At 61.4% G+C, this 17,559-nt stretch carries 10 protein-coding genes and 2 pseudogenes; 5 read left to right on the top strand and 7 right to left on the bottom strand.

The window, feature by feature from the left end; genetic code table 11:
- Window positions 1-12: 12 nt before the first annotated feature.
- Entirely contained in the window at window positions 13-630 is a 618-nt protein-coding gene (locus tag AB4O25_RS13980) for an FKBP-type peptidyl-prolyl cis-trans isomerase (RefSeq protein ID WP_017531131.1), read from the bottom strand.
- 178 nt (window positions 631-808) lie between these two features.
- Between AB4O25_RS13980 and AB4O25_RS13985 the strand changes: the two genes are divergently transcribed.
- The 4 genes and pseudogenes from AB4O25_RS13985 to AB4O25_RS14000 form a co-directional block, all read left to right on the top strand.
- Window positions 809-2,962, top strand: coding sequence for a dermonecrotic toxin domain-containing protein (locus tag AB4O25_RS13985; RefSeq protein WP_460149672.1), 2,154 nt, complete (start codon window positions 809-811; stop codon window positions 2,960-2,962).
- Window positions 2,963-3,194: 232 nt separating this feature from the next.
- On the top strand, window positions 3,195-6,557 hold the full coding sequence (locus AB4O25_RS13990) for a dermonecrotic toxin domain-containing protein (RefSeq protein WP_460150974.1): 3,363 nt from the start codon (window positions 3,195-3,197) through the stop codon (window positions 6,555-6,557).
- Between the two features lie 192 nt (window positions 6,558-6,749).
- Window positions 6,750-7,766, top strand: a pseudogene (locus AB4O25_RS13995) (methyl-accepting chemotaxis protein); the annotation flags it as partial.
- A gap of 309 nt (window positions 7,767-8,075) precedes the next feature.
- A pseudogene (locus AB4O25_RS14000) lies at window positions 8,076-8,669 on the top strand (methyl-accepting chemotaxis protein); the annotation flags it as partial.
- A gap of 73 nt (window positions 8,670-8,742) precedes the next feature.
- Here the strand turns inward: AB4O25_RS14000 and AB4O25_RS14005 are convergent.
- The 5 genes from AB4O25_RS14005 to AB4O25_RS14025 all read right to left on the bottom strand — a co-directional run bounded on the left by AB4O25_RS14005 (window position 8,743) and on the right by AB4O25_RS14025 (window position 15,473).
- Complete coding sequence (locus AB4O25_RS14005; RefSeq protein ID WP_116079762.1) at window positions 8,743-9,111, bottom strand: glyoxalase superfamily protein; 369 nt, start codon at window positions 9,109-9,111, stop codon at window positions 8,743-8,745.
- A gap of 88 nt (window positions 9,112-9,199) precedes the next feature.
- On the bottom strand, window positions 9,200-11,689 hold the full coding sequence (locus tag AB4O25_RS14010; RefSeq protein WP_460149673.1) for a dermonecrotic toxin domain-containing protein: 2,490 nt from the start codon (window positions 11,687-11,689) through the stop codon (window positions 9,200-9,202).
- A 102-nt stretch (window positions 11,690-11,791) separates the two neighbouring features.
- Window positions 11,792-13,249 (bottom strand): N-acyl-D-amino-acid deacylase family protein, encoded by a 1,458-nt coding sequence (locus AB4O25_RS14015; RefSeq protein WP_460149674.1) that lies wholly within the window; start codon window positions 13,247-13,249, stop codon window positions 11,792-11,794.
- A gap of 1 nt (window position 13,250) precedes the next feature.
- Complete coding sequence (locus tag AB4O25_RS14020; RefSeq protein ID WP_017531137.1) at window positions 13,251-14,111, bottom strand: MurR/RpiR family transcriptional regulator; 861 nt, start codon at window positions 14,109-14,111, stop codon at window positions 13,251-13,253.
- Between the two features lie 12 nt (window positions 14,112-14,123).
- Window positions 14,124-15,473 carry a GntT/GntP/DsdX family permease gene (locus tag AB4O25_RS14025; protein WP_017531138.1) on the bottom strand — a complete coding sequence of 450 codons (1,350 nt, stop codon included), beginning with the start codon at window positions 15,471-15,473 and terminating at the stop codon, window positions 14,124-14,126.
- A 247-nt stretch (window positions 15,474-15,720) separates the two neighbouring features.
- On the opposite strand from AB4O25_RS14025, the gene AB4O25_RS14030 reads away from it, so the two are divergent.
- Window positions 15,721-16,104: a lysozyme inhibitor LprI family protein gene (locus tag AB4O25_RS14030; protein WP_017531139.1), complete on the top strand. Its 384-nt coding sequence runs from the start codon at window positions 15,721-15,723 to the stop codon at window positions 16,102-16,104.
- Between the two features lie 4 nt (window positions 16,105-16,108).
- Here AB4O25_RS14030 and AB4O25_RS14035 read toward each other — a convergent pair whose 3' ends face one another.
- Entirely contained in the window at window positions 16,109-17,554 is a 1,446-nt protein-coding gene (locus AB4O25_RS14035) for a SulP family inorganic anion transporter (RefSeq protein ID WP_065876575.1), read from the bottom strand.
- Window positions 17,555-17,559: the final 5 nt, after the last annotated feature.

The following is a 17,559-nucleotide window of genomic DNA, read 5'->3' on the forward strand; positions in this document are numbered from 1 at the left end:
CTTCAGCAGGTCTTACAGAACGTCGAGCAGCTCGACGTCGAACACCAGAACACTGTGCGGCGGGATGCTGCCAACGCCTTGAGCGCCGTAGGCCAGTTCGCTCGGCACGTACAGGCGCCATTTGCTCCCGGCATTCATCAGTTGCAGGGCTTCGGTCCAGCCGGCGATCACGCCGCCTACCGGGAATTCTGCAGGCTGGCCGCGCTCGTAGGAGCTGTCGAACACAGTGCCGTCGATCAGGGTGCCGTGGTAGTGGGTACGCACTTGGTCTTCACGGGTCGGCTTGGCGCCGTCACCGGCAGTCAACACCTCAAATTGCAGGCCGGAAGCCAGGGTGGTGATGCCATCACGCTTGGCGTTTTCAGCCAGGAACGCCAGACCGGCGCCAGCCGCCGCTTCAGCCTTGGCAGCTGCTTCGGCTTGCATGACTTCGCGGATAACCTTGAAGCTGGCCGCCATTTGCTCTTGGTCAACACGGCTTGGCTTGCCTGCGAACGCGTCGGTCAGGCCGGCCAGGATCGCGTCCAGGCTCACACCCGGTGGCGGGTTGTCGCGCAGTTGGTCGCCCAATTGACGGCCAATACCGTAGCTGACGCGGGTTTCGTCGGTGGACAGATTAACTTCGGACATGAAGAGGCTCCGCTGTAGGACGACACGATTTCCCGCGCCATCCAAAACTAAAAGGGCCCGCAGACTAGCACACAAGCCCCCTTCCTGATGAGCCCCGCGTCTGGCGGCTATGTATCTACTACCGAGCCCCGGGTACCGGGCGACAAGCTGAGCCCCTCAATATCAAGGAGCTTCAGACATGACCCCCACCCCACTTGACCGCCCACCGACGTTCCAGGAGATACGCAACGACCTGGGACAGATCAGTGATTACCTGTTGCAGGGCGCCCTGATCAAGGCTCAGGCCAAACCTGAGGAACTCGTTGAGTTGGAGCGCCTGAACCAGGCCCTCAAACCCCATAACCAGACCCTGCTGCACAGTGCCCGCGCCCTGTATCAACCCGTTGAAAACAGCGACCTGCAGACGGCGCAGGGTAAGGCACTGATCACCCGGCTGAAGGCTGAGCTGAACCCAGCACTCAAGGAGCTGGACGAGCGCACCCAGATCGAGAACAAAAGTCGCAAGACCTACCTCACCTTCGAGGCCGGCATTTTGGCCCTGGAACACGAGGCCAAGCTGCTCGCCAAGGATCGTCTGCTTCATCCGGACTGGAGCACAACGATCCAGAACATATCCCTGGGCCCCGACGCGCGCCCCGGCCTGTATGCACTGACCTTCACCTACCAGGACACACGTGTCGAAGTCGCCGGCGCCTTTGTGCTGACTGAAAAACCCACACCCGTGGTTACAAACCTGAGCGGCGACGCCAACGTTGGCCCCCTCCTGCTGTTCCTGCCTTCCCGCGGCCTGGAAGCCTTCGATTCGTTGGCGCAACTCGATACCTGGCTACAACACGCCGTTCACAGCGCCAGCCTGCGCCCAGCATTCGCCGACTGCCTGGCGCAGCAGTACCAAGCGCTCAGCGTGGCAGGAATCTGGCCCCTGGCCTTGGAAAAAATCGACGACGCGCCCCTTTTTGAACACCTCTACAACGCCCGCATCAGCAAGCGCACGCAGGACATCGAACGGGCACTGAGCCTTATCGACAACCCCGAGCACAGCGCAAGGCAGCTCTATCAATACCTGGACAAAGCCGTCGGCGCCGCCCTGCCCACCTACGACCAGCGTCTTGAGATGCGCGCCCAAGCCTTGTTGGAACGCAGCCTGCGCTACAGCGCACCGGACTGGTACCGCAGCGCCGATACAGCCAGGCGCACCTCGCTCGCCGAGCATGTTCAGCACTACAACCAGGCCCGCCAGGCACTGGCCGAGTTTTTTGGCCCCGCCGCCTCACCGCAGGCGCTGGCACACTATCAACTGATCGAACAGTTGGATGTCGATCTCGACATCCAGGACTTGGACCCCGATCAACTGATAGTTACCACGCAACGCCACGTGCCGCAGGTCGGTGCCTACGAGCATAAAAAGTCCCTGACCGACCTGGCCCTTCGCGGCCTGCATACCGGCGACGAAAATCCCGGCTCGGCCTTTCTCGAAAAAACCACGCTCAGTTACGCTGGCGCCCCACTGCCCGAGCGTTACCAAGACCTGACGCCGCGCTATCTGGCGCAACTGCTCAAAACCGTGCAGCCCCGCATGGCGTTCACCCAGCTCCAGCGTGAAATTCATGGCAGGCCCGGGCTCAAGGAGGCCATCCAGCACATGCTGGATCAACGCATCAATTGCCTGGCCTACGCCGCCCTGCTGCAACAGCACATCAGCGAGCCGGACTACCAACTGATCCAGAACCTGCGCCTGGGCAACGATCCGCGCCTGAGTGCATCGACCCTCTCGCTGCATGGGGCCCAACTCCAGGACCTGTGGGTACTGCGCCAGGTCGACAGCAACGGCAAGCCCATTCGCCTGTTGCTGTGTACGCCCTCCGCGCCCAGGCCAGAACAATTCATGGCGTTCGACAGTGAGATCGCCTGTCAGACCCACGTGCTGAGCTGGAGCCGAAACAGCGGCTCCGCTGCCGGCAAAACCATGAGCGATTACCTGCTGGAACGCGTTGCCCTACGGTTTCGCGAGGCCATGGCAAAAACCTTGATGGGCCTGAGCTTCACGCCCCACGAACAGGAATACAAAGAAGTCACATTCGCCCCCCCCCTGCAGCCATGCCGATTGCCTTGCAAGCATGGCCGCACATTTCATCGCCACCCAGTTGGACGACCACGACTCCAGCACTGCGCCGTGGTACCGATCGACGACCGCGGCCAACCGCAGCAAGTTGCTGACACTGGCCGACGACGCCGAAGGCGCGCTGCGCACCTACAACGCCGACCCGCAATCGGACAACGCCTTTGCCGGCTTCAAGGCCTATGTGCATCAACAGGCGAAAACCGCCCTTAACCGATTGCTTGGGCGTCGACAAAACGATGTCGACCCGGACAAGGTGTGGGCCTATTACCCCAAGCACTTTGTGACCTCGACACCGGCGCCGGTCAACTACACCACGCTGTACCGCGATGGGTATGACGACAGCATCGGTTTTCTGAACGAGGCATTCGCTGAATCCGCATCCTTCAAAGGCCCGGAAGGTATCGACCTGAGCCCACTGACTGCGCAAAAGGTCGCGGCGTCGGTGCGCGGTACCTGGATCGGCGAACGCTATATCAACCAAGTGCGTGCCAAGCTGCAAAACGCCAACAGCCCCGGCTACGACAAACGCCGCGAGGCGACCCTGGCAATCACGCAACTGCAAATGCGCAATGCCGCCCTGGAATGCCAGCTCAATGGCCATATCAGCAGCATGGATCTGGCTTGGCTTGAAGCCTCCATTCAAAGCATGGGCGATAAATCGGCAGCCGTTCGCCAGCAGTACAAGATCCATCGCCTGGTGATAGACGGTGACTGGATCATCGACACTTTGCTGTTCAGCCACGCGGATAACCCGGTGCTGCTCTACACCCCAAAAGCCCCCGATCACATCGTGTTTCGCGAAGCACGCCTGTTCAACCACACACTGAAAACGATCAGTGGGATGGTGGGCTACCTGACCGAGCGCGCGCCCATCCAGTCCCAGGCTCGCGTCGGGCAATTTCTTAAAAACGCCCGCGAGCAGTTGCCCGAGCACATCAATAGAACCACCCCCAGCGCGCCGCGCTACGACAGCCTCGAACGCGTCGCCCCGCTCATGGACTTGCGCCACGAGCTGTACAACATGAAGCTGCAACGCCGCATTGATGATGTGTTCGCCACCACCCATAACCGCACACAGATGATCATGGGGATTGTGTGGACCTGCGTTGAATGGGTCGTGGCGGTCGCGACCGCGCCCTTTCCAGTCCTGAGCCTGGGCACGGGCCTGCTGCTGGCCTTCAAGGACGCCATGTTGGCACTGGAGGCTTACGTTCAAGGCGATAACGATGCCGCCCTGCAACACCTGATCGGTTACTTGCTCAACGCAGGCGGCGCCTTGTTCACCGACCTGCGCCCCGCCCTCGGCTCGATCAAGGCGTTCAGCAAGCGCATACGCCCAAGCTTGCAAGGTACGCCTGCCAGCCAGGCCATCGCGCAGACGCGTTCTCTGCAAACCCCACTCCCATCACGCGAACACATGCAGCCTGTGCTGTTCCGTGGCGATTGGTACTGGGCGCCCGCCACGCCCGATCCGTTGGGGCGCTTCCTGCTGTTTCGCCTTGACCCCGCCAGCGGCCAGTTGCGTTCAACCGCACGACTGGTGGAAAAAACCACAGACGGTTGGCGACGTTCAGGCGTCGTGGGGGGCGCGCCCAAATATGAAAAACTGCCCGACACATACAACGCACTCAAGCCTTATGAAATCGATGCGCACCATTGGCGGGATGTCGAGCGCCTGCTCAAGCCGGACTTCAGGCGCTCACTGATCAGCGATGACCCGGTGCTTCCACGCCTGTATTTCGTCGACAAACATCGTGAACACATGGCACCCATTCATCAGGCGTACCTCAAGCAGGTCGACACGTTGAGCCGAGACGCCGAAGCGTTTTTCTCCGCCTCCAGGCCCAGCGTTGCGCGCCCTTCATTGCCGCCACTGGCCAGCGACGCCGCGCACCCGCAGATCCTTGATGCGCTGTTCAAACACAGCGACGGGTTGGTGCTCGGCGAGGTGAGCGAGTCGATCGCCAGCAAGCAGTTCCTGATCGATAACATGGGCGTGCTGGCCCGTCAGGGCGTCAAGCGCCTGTACATCGAACACCTGCCTAACGACGTGTTCCGCGAGAAGCTGCATAAACTCAACACCAAGGGTTCATCCCGGCATATCGAAAAACACCTGGGCAGCGTGGACCGTACCTTCAACCTCGCCGGCGGGTCTGCGCCGTCCTACCTGAACCTGATGAAAACGGCCCGCAAGCACGGCATTGAACTCAAGGCCCTCGACGCCGCGACCTCTTATGACTTGACCCACGCCTTCCATATCATCGAAAACGCCAAGGCCCCGCCACGCGCCAACGCCCTGCGCAATTTCTATTCACATAAAGCGATCAGCGCCGATCTGGCCGACCAGCCGGGAACACGCTGGGTGGCGCTGGTGGAACACAGCCGTGTACGCACCTCGGAGCAAATCCCCGGGCTGGCCGATTTGAACAACGCCATTGGCCTGCGTATCGACGACGTCGCCACGGACTCGGCAGTGGGCATCTGGAGCGACCCGGTGGATTTCAGGCTGACGCTGAAAACCACTTACCAACCGGCCGCCCGCCCCCCTTCGCCGACGCTGCCGCCGCCCCTTGTGCCGACCGTGGCTGCGTTACCCGAGCCGGCCCACTTCAACACATTCGATGTTGCCCCAGCCCTCAGGGAACAACTGCGCAAACTGCAGATGATGCGCAGAGGCCTGGACTCAAACTACACGCTGGCGCTTCCTGAAGCGCAAGCGGCTTACACCGCCTTTATCGAAACCCGGCGGCGCCTTCTCACCACCGCCGATGAGTTCTTCAGTGATTACACGGCGCCTGCCAGGCCCTCGCTACCCGACCCAACGTTGCTGCGCATGGAAAAAGACTTTATCGAGCAGGCGTACGCTTATTCTTCGGGCTTGGTGATCGGCGAAGCCCATTCTTCGGAAGCGGCCAAGAAATTCTTCATAGAGCACATGGCCGACCTGAAAAAACAGGGCGTTCAAACCCTCTACTTCGAGCACTTGCAAACCGATTTGCACCAGCTCGAGCTCAGCGCCTTCAACCAGACAGCAACACTGGCCGACAGCCTCAAAGCATTTGTGCAAAGCCAAGACCTGGGGCAGATGCGTTTTTACGATGGCAAGACCGTCAACTACACCGGCCCGTACACCTACACCAACGTGCTGCAGGCGGCCAACAAGTACGGGATTCGCGTGCAGGCCATTGACTGCGCGGCGAGCTATAACCTCAAAGGGCTCAAACGCACCTCGGCGCCACTCGGCGACCCGGATGCCCTACGCAACGTGATGTTCAGCTACTTCGCATCGCGCGTGATAGCGGCCGACCAGGCCGCGCGCGGTGCGCACAAGTGGGTGGCGTTCGTGGGCTCCGCGCATACCGATACTTACCTCGGCATCCCGGGCCTGGCGCCGATACACGGCGTATTGAGTTTGCACATACGCGACAGCGCCACCCACCTCGCAAAAGGTATTGAGCCGGGTAGTTGGCAGGTATTCAGCGAAACCAAATGGCGTGCCTTGCGCAGTGACTTCGTACTGAATATGGGCTTTGAGCGTATAAAAGCCCCTGAGCCGTTCGTGCCGTTGGACCGCTCGCGGCTGAGGGATACCGGCCATTTCCTGATCGAGCGCCCCACGCCTGAGCAAACCAACCTTCTGCACAAATCCAACAGCGGTCAGGTGGTCTCCACGCCCATCCAGATGGATGACACCGGGCACTTTTTCATTGACCGCTGGGAGGCGCTCAAAGATCAGCGCTTCCTGTCGCAGGACAGCCTGATTTATGCACTGAGGTTCGTCATACAACTGACACCCGCACCGTAACCGCCCCTCATTGATTGCCTCCACCCGGAGGCAATCTTACCCATTCGTCGGGGGCCACCCCTGCGCGGCTAAAAAATTACTACAGCTCAAGATTTTGCGGCCGATACGGGCGTACACCTTTGTGTGCTGGCATCAAGAACAAAAACTTCCAGCTCCAGAAAACAAATCGACTGCGTGCCTGGAGGCATAGTAATGAACAGCTGGTTCGGTAACATCAGCGTCAACCTCAAACTGGGCCTGGGTTTTGGCCTGGTGCTCGTCCTCACCTCGATCCTGGCCCTTACCGGCTGGACCAGCCTGGGCGGCCTGATCGACCGCAGCAACTGGATGAGCGACATCACCCAGCTCAATGCGTCGCTGACCAAACTGCGTATCGTGCGCTTGCAATACATGCTGGCCAACGGCGACGAAGCCGTGGCCCAAAACGTACAGACCAGCCTAGACGCCTTCGCCGCCCAGCAACAGAAACTGCTCGACAGTTTCAAGAGCCCGGAAAACGTCAAGCTGCTCAACGAACAGAAAGCGATCATCACCGCCTACCAGCAGTCCCTGAACAAAATGCGCGAGGCTTACCGTAACGGCAACGCCTCTCGCCAGGTGATGGGCGACAAGGCCGACATCGCCAACGCCCAGATCAATGCACTGGATGCCACGGTGCAGCAGATGCCAGACAGCCCGGAACGCTTCGCTCAGTTCCAGGCCGTGACCAATGCCAAATTCGAATTCCTGTCGGCCCGCTACGAAGTGCGTGGCTATACCGCTAACGTCAACCCCGACACCGAAGCCCGCGCTGCCGCGCAGATCGAAAAAACCATCACTGGCCTGAAAGACCTCGGCAGCGCCTTCGGTGCCAGCCAGCAAAGCGCACTGAGCGCGTTGGAAACCGCCCTGGGCGCGTACCGCACCGCCGTGCAGAACTACAAGGCGGCCAACGCCAACATCGTCGCCGCCCGTGCCGAAATGACCACTCAAGGCGCAGATATCGTCACCATCAGCGACAAGCTCTACGAGATCCAGCTCAACCGCCGCGACGCCGAAAGCGCCCAGGCCCGCAGCCTGCAATTGACCAGTACCTTGCTGGCCCTGCTGGTTGGCATCATCGCTGCCCTGGTTATCACCCGCCAAATCACCCGCCCATTGCAAGACACCCTGGCCGTGGTCGAGCGTATTGCCTCGGGCGATCTGAGCCACAACATCCAAGTCACCCGCCGCGATGAACTGGGTGTGTTGCAACAAGGCATCCAGCGCATGGGCAGCACCTTGCGTGAACTGATCAGCGGGATTCGCGACGGCGTGACGCAAATCGCCAGCGCCGCCGAAGAGTTATCGGCCGTGACCGAGCAAACCAGCGCCGGCGTCAACAGCCAGAAGATCGAGACCGATCAAGTCGCCACCGCGATGCATGAAATGACCGCCACGGTGCAGGAAGTAGCGCGCAACGCCGAACAGGCTTCGCTGGCGGCGGCGGATGCCGACGGCCAAGCGCGTGCAGGCGACAAGGTGGTGGCCGAAGCGATCGCCCAGATCGAGCGCCTGGCCGCCGAAGTGGCGCGCTCCACAGACGCCATGAGCCATCTGCAACAAGAGAGCAATAAGATCGGCAGCGTGATGGATGTGATCAAGGCCGTGGCCGAACAGACCAACCTGCTGGCGCTCAATGCGGCGATCGAAGCGGCGCGTGCCGGTGAAGCCGGCCGTGGGTTTGCGGTAGTGGCCGACGAAGTGCGGGGCCTGGCGCAGCGCACGCAGAAGTCCACCGAAGAAATCGAAGGCCTGGTCGCCGGTTTGCAGAACGGCACCCAGCAAGTGGCCAACGTGATGAACAACAGCCGCAGCCTCACCGACAGTAGCGTTGAGCTGACGCGCAAGGCCGGTGTATCGCTGGAGAACATCACCCGTACCGTCTCGAACATCCAGTCAATGAACCAGCAGATCGCCGCCGCGGCCGAACAGCAAAGTGCCGTGGCCGAAGAGATCAGCCGCAGCATCGTGAATGTGCGCGATGTGTCGGAGCAGACGGCCACGGCGAGTGATGAGACCGCCAAGTCGAGTGTGGAACTGGCACGCTTGGGTAGCCAGTTGCAGCAGATGGTCAGCCACTTCCGCGTTTAAACCCGGCCAATCACCGTGGCGAGGGAGCTTGTTCCCTCGCCACCGCCGTTAACTGACCGGCATTACCTGCCGCTCAGCCCTCGCCTTCCTCGACAAACACCACCCGATTGCCAAATGGGTCCTTGATGCTCATCTCCCGCGAGCCCCAGGGCGTTTGCTCAACCCCGGGCTTGGCGTAACGGTAGCTCTTGCCCTGCAATTGCTGCTGGTACACATCCACGCCTTGCGCCTGAATCCGCACCGCCGCACCCGGTGAGGCATCGCCATGGTGTTCGGACAGATGCAGCACGCACTCCCCCAACGACACCTGCAGATACAACGGGAAGTTCGCCTCGAAACGATGCTGCCAATCAACCTTGAACCCGAGGAAGTCCACGTAGAACTCCAGCGCCTTGGCTTCGTCGAATATGCGCAAAATCGGAACGACTTTCCCGCACTGCACAGGCTGCTCCATGACGTCAGTACTCCCTATTGATGGACCGCCACACTAACCGAGAAACAGGCGTGTGTGAACGTCAGGCCAGGCGCGCCTACCGCTGGCGAATGCGGCGGATCCTGCTGCTGCCCACCAAGTCGTTATCCAGATGGACCTCATCAAAATCAAAGGCCCCTTCGGAGAACCCTTTGAGCCCTCCATTCGCACGCGCGTGTGCGATCTCACCCGGATCCATGTGCTCGCGAAGCTCATAAAATTGCGGGTTGAGGTCGATATTTTCATTCAAGGAAACGGCCGGAATGCCCTGGCTGTCGATTTCATAGAGGTTGTAGTTGCCACCGAATTCGCTGTCCCCGAATTGCATGGCGCCCTCCATGGAACGCGACGTGACCAGCACATTGCCGTCGCGCATTTTTTCCGCTCCGGCAAAATAGTTGGAGTTCATGAAACCGTAATGCTCGGGGTCGCCACGGCGCTCTACACGCTCGGCCTTCTCTACGCGATAAACCTTGGGCAAGTCGGTGCGTTCGATCATGCCCCGACTGTTGAAATACCCACCGGCCGGCAACTGGACATTGGCCTGGAACGGGTTTTCCCGTATGACATCGCTATCATCGTAGGGCCTGTAGTCCGCCGATGATGTGGCGTCGGATGCCACAGAATCCGGCGAGTCAGGCGAGTCAGGCGAGGCCGGCGACTGCGCCTGCGGCTCGTGCAGTTTCAGCCTTTTTCCGGAGCCTGCCTGCTCTTCATCAACACGAGGGCCGGAAGCGGCGCGCCTGCGGCCTGGCTCAAGGTAAACCTCCATGGTCGGATCCCAGGCCGGGTTCAACTCGGGCTCGGGCAGCGCCAGCGCATGCGGCCGGGTCGGGCTCATCAATACGCCGACCTGCCCGTTGACCCGCCTGTAATTGAAGAACGGCTTGGCACCCCCACTATTCATGCCGGCAGAAACCCGTTCAGCAGGCGCCCGGGCGGCACCCAACGAAGCCCCTGCTTTGCCCGCCGCATGAAAGAACGCAAGCGTGGCAACGTCCATGACCGCCCCCTGCAACCCGGCCTGCCGCTCGGCCTGGGTATCACCCTCTAAGGCTTTGTCGACTTCCATCCCCACCTGGGCGCCGAGTGCCGCGCCGCCGATGGCGAGGCCGATAGGCCCCAGTAACGCCAAGGGAATGGAAAGCAGCGCATTCCCCGCCTGTAGCATGCCCAGCGCGTTGTCCTTGTAGACCTCTGCGTTGGATTTCATTTCAGTGTCGGTGTCGCTGGCAATCCGCTCTCGCGTTTGCCTGGCCATCACCGAAAACACGTCCTCGGCAATCGGGTAGTTGCGGCTGTTGATGTGGTTACCGTTCGCCGCCATGGTCCCGGCGCCTATTTTCTGTAGCGCGCTGTCGACGCCGTTGACACTCAGAGCCCCGAAAATACCTTGCTGGCGATCCTTGAGGGAGAAGTGCTGGGCCAGCGACATGGCCTTGGCCGGGTCCTTGCCTTGCTCCGCCACCCAGCGGTTCAACGCCGCGCGGTCATTGAATTTGAGGAGCGCAGGCGTCGCGCCGGGTACATACAACACCTCGGAGCCGTCCCTAGAGACAAACCGCAGAATATCGCTGGCGACGTACCCATTGATGTCAAAACCCAACACTTTGCTATCCGGATCAGGGGCCGCCAGCGCCAGACACTGTGCCGGGGTCGCCGGCCCCTCCAGTGGCACATTCGCAGCCGCCGCCCTCATCACGCTTTGATAATCCTGCGGGCTCAGGCCTTCAGCAGGGTTTGCCTGGTGAAGCGCCAAGGCCGCCTTGGCCTCCTTGACGAATTGCCCCTTGGCCATGGCTCGCCATTGCGGCATGTGCCCTGACCAAAACGCATCGAGCTTGGCCAGCACCTTCTTTTGCAGGTCGCCCTCGCGCACGATGTTCAACAGTTCGCTGGGCTTGAGGCGCAATTCGTTGTCGGCGTCATAACGGCCCTTTTCCGGGCCATCCAGATAGAGGCCATAGGCGGCATCCAGATCACGCCAGCTTTCCGTCAGTTGCGGCACATCGTCATGGATTTTCGAATAGATATAACCAGGCCCGGTTCTATCAAAGATCGTTCGCCCCAGGCGACTGAAGAAATCCGACACGCTTTCGCTGTGGAAGATGGAGAACGGACTGACATTGGACGACAGAAAATGCGTCACCGCCTGGGCTTCGCCGATTGCGCCATAACGCTCCGCCGAAAAGAAATCACTGGCGACAGCGTCGGTCAGCGTCATGGTTTTTTCGGGGCGGCCGTTGTGCTGCCAACCCGTAGACGTGCCGCCGGACGCTACGGTATGAGTGCTGGAAAACTGATGCAGGTAGGTTTTGTCCGGATCAATTCGCTGGCCGGTGGCAGCGAAGACTTTGTCCTGGATCCAGGCCTTGATCGTGTCGCGAGGAAAAGGAAATGCCCCCATGCCTTCAGCGAGGGGCGTTGGGGCCGACTTGGTGGGCGCAGCGGCGCGACGGGGAAGGTGGCTCGCATAATCTTTGTTGAAGCAACGCATTTCAGCCAGGGGTGCTCGCATACAGGTTCTCCATGAAAGGGCCTGCATCATAAGCAGTGCCCTTTCAGGGGCAACGGGCCTTTGTAAGCGCTCATTAGCCCGATATCCAGCTCTGCACGCGCGTTTCAACCGCGCCGACAACGGCCGTGAAACCTACTGGAAACCCGCGTTCAAATTGCCGGAACGCGCCAGGAAAACCCCGCCCCGCTGCCCGTTTGCCTGACCTTCGTGGTAGCTCAGAACGCCGTTGACCCACACCTCATCAATGCCCTGCGCCGCACGCTGCGGCGTTTTGAAATCCGCTACATCGCGCACCCGCAAGGGATCAAACAACACCAGATCCGCCCGGTGCCCTACACGAATTTCGCCGCGCTCCGACAACCCGAAACGCGCGGCCGACAAGCCGGTCATTTTGTGCACCGCCGTGTGCAACGGGAACAACCCCACATCCCGGCTGAAATGCCCCAACACGCGTGGAAACGCGCCCCACAATCGCGGGTGCGGAAACGGATCTTCCGGCAAGCCATCAGAGCCCACCATCGACAATGGATGCGCCAGGATGCGTCGTACATCCGCCTCGTCCATGCCGTAATACACCGCGCCCGCCGGTTGCAGGCGACGCGCGGCGTTCATCAGCGAAACGCCCCACTCTGCCGCGATAGCCTGCAGATCACGCCCGCCCATGTCAGGGTGCGGCGTGGACCAGGTGATGGTGATGCGAAACGCATCGGTCACTTGCTTGAGGTCCAGGGTCGAAGAGCTGGCCGCATAGGGATAACAATCGCAGCCCACCGGATGGCTTTTCGCGGCATGTTCCAACGCCGCCAACAGCTGCGGGCTACGCCCCCAGTTCCCCGCGCCGGCACATTTGAGGTGGGAAATAATCACCGGCGCCCTGGCATGCCGGCCAATCAAGAACGCCTCGCCCATGGCCTCCAGCACCGGTTCGAATTCGCTGCGCAAATGGGTGGTGTACACCGCGCCGCTGGCGGTCAGCTCTTCACTGAGTTGCAGCACCTCATCGGTCTTGGCATTAAACGCGCTGGCGTAGGCAAGCCCTGTGGATAAACCCAGCGCGCCAGCTTCAAGGCTCTGTCGCAACTGCACGCGCATGGCGGTAATTTCCTCCGCCGTGGCGGTACGGTGCAGGTCGTCCATATGGTTGCTGCGCAGCGCCGTGTGGCCGACCAGCGCCGCAACGTTGACGGCTGGGTGGGCGCGTTGCACCGCGGCGCGGTAGTCGGCGAAACGCGGATAGGTGAACGCCTTACGCGTGCCCAGCAGGTTCATCGGGTCTGGCGGATCACGGCGCAAACTGACCGGCGAGGCACTGATGCCGCAGTTGCCGACGATCACCGTGGTCACTCCCTGGCTGAGCTTGGGCAACATCTGCGGCTGGCGGATCACTACAGTGTCGTCGTGGGTATGCACGTCGATAAAACCTGGCGCCAATACGCGGTCACGGGCGTCGATATCATGCGCGGCCACGGCGGTGGACAAGTCACCGATCGCCTCGATACGCCCCTCGCGCAGCCCCACATCGGCGACGTAGCCAGGCGTGTTGCTGCCATCAATGACCATCGCCTGGCGAATCAGCGTGTCGTACTTCATATCAGTCTCCAAGCGGCAGGCTATCGGGGCCGCCACGGTAATCGTCCAGGGCCAGCTTGATTCGGCGCAGGCGTTCCTGGTTGGCGTCGGGTAGGGCCAGCGCCAGCTCGGTGGCGAGCAGGTCAATGGCCAGCAGCATGCCGTAGCGCGCCGCCGTGGGTTTGTAGATAAAGCTGGTTTCGGCCGGTTGCAGCGCCAGCACAACGTCTGCCAAGCGTGCCAGGGGCGAGTCGGCCAGGGTGATGGCGAGGATGCGCACATCGTAGTTGCGCGCCAGCTCCGTCACCGCCAGTAACTCGGGGGTGAGGCCGGTGAGGGAACACACGATCAGCGCGTGCTCCGCGCCCAAGGTGGCGGCGGTGACGCGCATCATCACCGGGTCATGACAGGCTGCAATCGGATAGCCCAGGCGCACCAGGCGCACTTGCAATTCATCGCTGCACAGGCTCGATGGGCCGCCCATGCCGAACGCATGGATCATCCGCGCCTTGCCCAACAGGCTGACCGCATCGGCAAAGCTCGCCTGACTGAACCCAGACAGGTGCTGACGCAACGTCGCCTCGATATCGCCGAGAATCTGCCGATGGAACGCCGACTGCTCGGGCAACCCCGCCGGGTCCAGGAAGCGGCTGCCGACGCCGCTGGCCTGGGCCAGTTGCAGGCGCAGATCGCGTAAATCCCGACATCCCACGCTGCGGGCAAAGCGCGACAACGTCGCCGTGCTCACCTCGGCCCGCTGGGACAGTTCTTCCAGGCTGGCGGACGCGGCAAAGCCCACGTCCTCCAGCATCAGTTGGGCAATACGCCCTTCGCCAGCGCTGAACGAGGCTTGGCGGGCGCGGATCTGGTAGAGGATGTCCATCGAGGCTCCGGGTTACAGAAGGCAAGACAGGCCGTAGGTCAGAGCGAAGGCAACCACCGAAATCAGCGTCTCCAATACGGTCCAGGTCTTGAAGGTTTGGATCACCGTCATATTGAAGTATTCCTTGATCAGCCAGAAGCCGCCGTCATTGACGTGGGAAAAAATCACCGAGCCTGCGCCCGTGGCCAACACCAGCAATTCCGGGTGTGGATAACCCAGGCCCAGGGCGACCGGCGCGACCACGCCGGACGCCGTCGTCATCGCCACGGTGGCCGAGCCGGTGGCGATGCGCATCAAGGCCGCGAACAGCCAGCCCATCACCAGCGGCGACAGCTGGAAGGCATGGGCCAGGCCAAGAATTTCGTGGGTCACGCCGGCATCCACCAGAATGCGGTTCAACCCGCCGCCCGCGCCCACCAGCAAGGTAATGCTGGCGGTCGGTGCCAGGCATTCATTGGTGAATTTGAGGATCGATTCGCGGTTCAAGCCCTGGGCCAGGCCCAGGGTCCAGAAACTCACCAGGGTCGCCAGCAACAGCGCGATCACCGAGTTGCCGATAAAGGCCAGGAACTGGTTAAAGCCCGTGCCCGGCGCTGAGATCACGTTGGCCCAACCGCCGATCATCATCAGCACCACCGGCAACAGGATAGTGCCCATGGTCAGGGCAAAACTCGGTAGACGGGTGCGCGGTTCACGCTCGATAAACTGGCGCTCCAGCGGGTTTTCCGCCGGCAGTTGAATGCGCGGCACGATGAACTTGGCATACACCGGGCCGGCGATGATCGCCGTAGGGATGCCGATCAAGATCGCGTACAACACGGTCTGCCCCACCGACGCGTTATACGCCAGCACCGCCATCATCGCGGCCGGGTGCGGCGGCACCAGCGCATGCACCACCGACAGGCCGGCGACCATCGGCAAGCCGACCATCAGGATCGACACACCGACGCGCCGCGCCACGGTAAAGGCGATCGGCACCAGCAACACAAAACCCACTTCGAAAAACAGCGGCAGCCCCACCAGGAACGCGATGCAGACCATCGCCCAATGGGCATTGCGCTCACCGAAACGGTTGATCAAGGTGCGCGCCACCTGCTCGGCGCCACCGGACTCGGCCATCATCTTGCCGAGCATGGTGCCCAGCGCCACCACCAGGGCAATGTGCCCCAGGGTCTTGCCCACGCCCGCTTCATAGGAGCCCATGATGGTGTCCGCCGGCATCCCGGCCATCAGCGCCAGGCCGATGGACACCAGGGTGATGACGATAAATGGGTTGAGCCGGTAGCGTGCGATCAGCACGATCAAAGCAATGATGGCGATGGCAGCATATGCCAGTAGCCCGAAGCCCGGTGATGCGGCCATGCGGTACTCCTCGTAAAAGGGTCACGTCGAATAGGTTGTGAAACTCATAAATCATTACCGAGGAGGGTTTTCAATTTTTATGAAAGTAAGTTTCGCCCACGGATAAGTGCTGTCGCGTCGGGATATGCGCGACACCCGCGGATGAAAATTCGCGGGGCGTTCTTACATGAAGATCACACGGCTGGAAACTCAACGGACGCGCTTGAGTCATAAAACTCACATCCCTTGATGCCCAGGAAAAACGCAGATGATTCGTACGCCATTCGCCGCCAGTATCTTGCTGCTCGCCCTGTGCGGTACTACTGCCACCGCCGCCGAGAACCCGGCCCTGAAAAAATGCATGGACGGCGCCAACACCACCGCCGAGATGGTCACGTGCAATATCAAGGAAACCAAAGTGCAGGACACGCGCCTGAACACCGCCTACACAACCGCACTCGCGGCGCAGGAAGGCAACCGCCGGCAGCAACTGCAAGACGTGCAGCGCCTGTGGATAAAGTACCGCGATGCCAATTGCCAATTTATCGGCTCGGCCACCGGCGGCACCATCGATCAGGTCAATGGCACCGGCTGCGTGCTGGACATGACCCAGGCACGCGCCCAGGAACTGGAAGACCTGGTCGGGCCGTGATCACTTATTCAGGATGAACGCGAGCGCGCTTGAGCAGCTTCTTGCAGCGCTCCGACAAGTGCAGCACGCGTAAATGCTTGCCGGCCTTGGTGTACCGCTCGCGCAGGGTCATCAGCGCGGCAATTGCCGAGTAGTCGACAAAGCTCAGGTGGCGGCAATCCAGTGTGACCTGCGCCGGGTCGTTGGCAGGATCGAACTGGTTCAAAAACCCGGTGGTAGAGGCAAAGAACAACGTGCCGTGCAGGCGATAGAGCTTGCTGCCATCAGCCTCCAGATGTTCATCGGCGTACAGCTCACGGGCCTGTTGCCAGGCAAAGTTCAACGCTGCGATGACGATCCCGCACAGCACGGCGGTTGCCAGGTCGGTGAATACCGTGATCACCGTTACCGCAATAATCACCAGCACGTCATTGGCCGGTACTTTGTTGATCACCCGCAGCGACGCCCAGGCGAACGTCTGCTGGGATACCACGAACATCACCCCCACCAGCGCCGCCAGCGGGATGCGCTCGATCAGCGGCGACAGAAACAGAATGAACAGTAGGATCATCACCCCGGCAAACACCCCGGAGAAACGCCCGCGCCCGCCGGAACTGAGGTTGATCACGGTTTGCCCGATCATCGCGCAACCGCCCATGCCGCCGAACAGGCCCGACACCATATTCGCCGCGCCCAGGGCCACGCTTTCGCGGTCCGGGTAGCCACGGGTCTCGGTGATTTCGTCGGTGAGGTTGAGGGTCAGCAGGGTTTCCAGCAGGCCGACCATGGCCATCAGGAACGCATAAGGCGCAATGATGCCCAGGGTTTCCAGGGTCCAGGGCACCTGCGGCAGCGCGAAGCCCGGCAGGCCGCCGGCGATGTGCGCCATGTCGCCGAGGGTGCGGGTCGGCAACCCCAGCAGATACACCGCCAGGCCTACGCCGAGGATCGCCACCAGCGCCGGTGGCACCGCGCGGGTGATGCGTGGCAGCACGTAGACGATGGCCATGGTCGCCACGACCAGCCCGCTCATCACATACAACGGCGTCCCGCTGAGCCAGTGCTCGCCGCTCTTGAAATGCTCCAACTGCGCCAGCGCGATGATGATCGCCAAGCCGTTGACGAAACCCAGCATCACCGGATGCGGCACCATGCGCACCAGTTTGCCCAGGCGCAACAGGCCGAACGTGAGCATGATCAACCCGCCCAGCAGCACCGTGGCGAGCAGGTAGCCCACGCCGTGCTGCACCACCAGCGCGACGATCACCACCGCCATCGACCCCGCCGCGCCCGAGACCATGCCCGGGCGCCCACCGAACAACGCGGTGAGGGTGCAGATGATAAAGGCGCCATACAGCCCCATCAGCGGGTTGAGGTGAGCGACCAACGCAAAGGCGATGCACTCGGGCAGCAGCGCGAAAGACGTGGTGAGGCCGGCCAGGGCATCGGCGCGCAGACGGGTGAGGTTCATGAGGT

The sequence above is a fragment of the Pseudomonas sp. S3_A03 genome, from assembly GCF_054668275.1.

Excerpts from the sequence above, each read along its gene's own strand:
- AB4O25_RS13980 (WP_017531131.1), bottom strand. The coding sequence starts at position 630 with ATGTCCGAAGTTAATCTGTCCACCGACGAAACCCGCGTCAGCTACGGT.
- AB4O25_RS13985 (WP_460149672.1), top strand. The coding sequence starts at position 809 with ATGACCCCCACCCCACTTGACCGCCCACCGACGTTCCAGGAGATACGC.
- AB4O25_RS14010 (WP_460149673.1), bottom strand. The coding sequence starts at position 11,689 with ATGATGCAGGCCCTTTCATGGAGAACCTGTATGCGAGCACCCCTGGCT.
- AB4O25_RS14015 (WP_460149674.1), bottom strand. The coding sequence starts at position 13,249 with ATGAAGTACGACACGCTGATTCGCCAGGCGATGGTCATTGATGGCAGC.
- AB4O25_RS14020 (WP_017531137.1), bottom strand. The coding sequence starts at position 14,111 with ATGGACATCCTCTACCAGATCCGCGCCCGCCAAGCCTCGTTCAGCGCT.
- AB4O25_RS14025 (WP_017531138.1), bottom strand. The coding sequence starts at position 15,473 with ATGGCCGCATCACCGGGCTTCGGGCTACTGGCATATGCTGCCATCGCC.
- AB4O25_RS14030 (WP_017531139.1), top strand. The coding sequence starts at position 15,721 with ATGATTCGTACGCCATTCGCCGCCAGTATCTTGCTGCTCGCCCTGTGC.
- AB4O25_RS14035 (WP_065876575.1), bottom strand. The coding sequence starts at position 17,554 with ATGAACCTCACCCGTCTGCGCGCCGATGCCCTGGCCGGCCTCACCACG.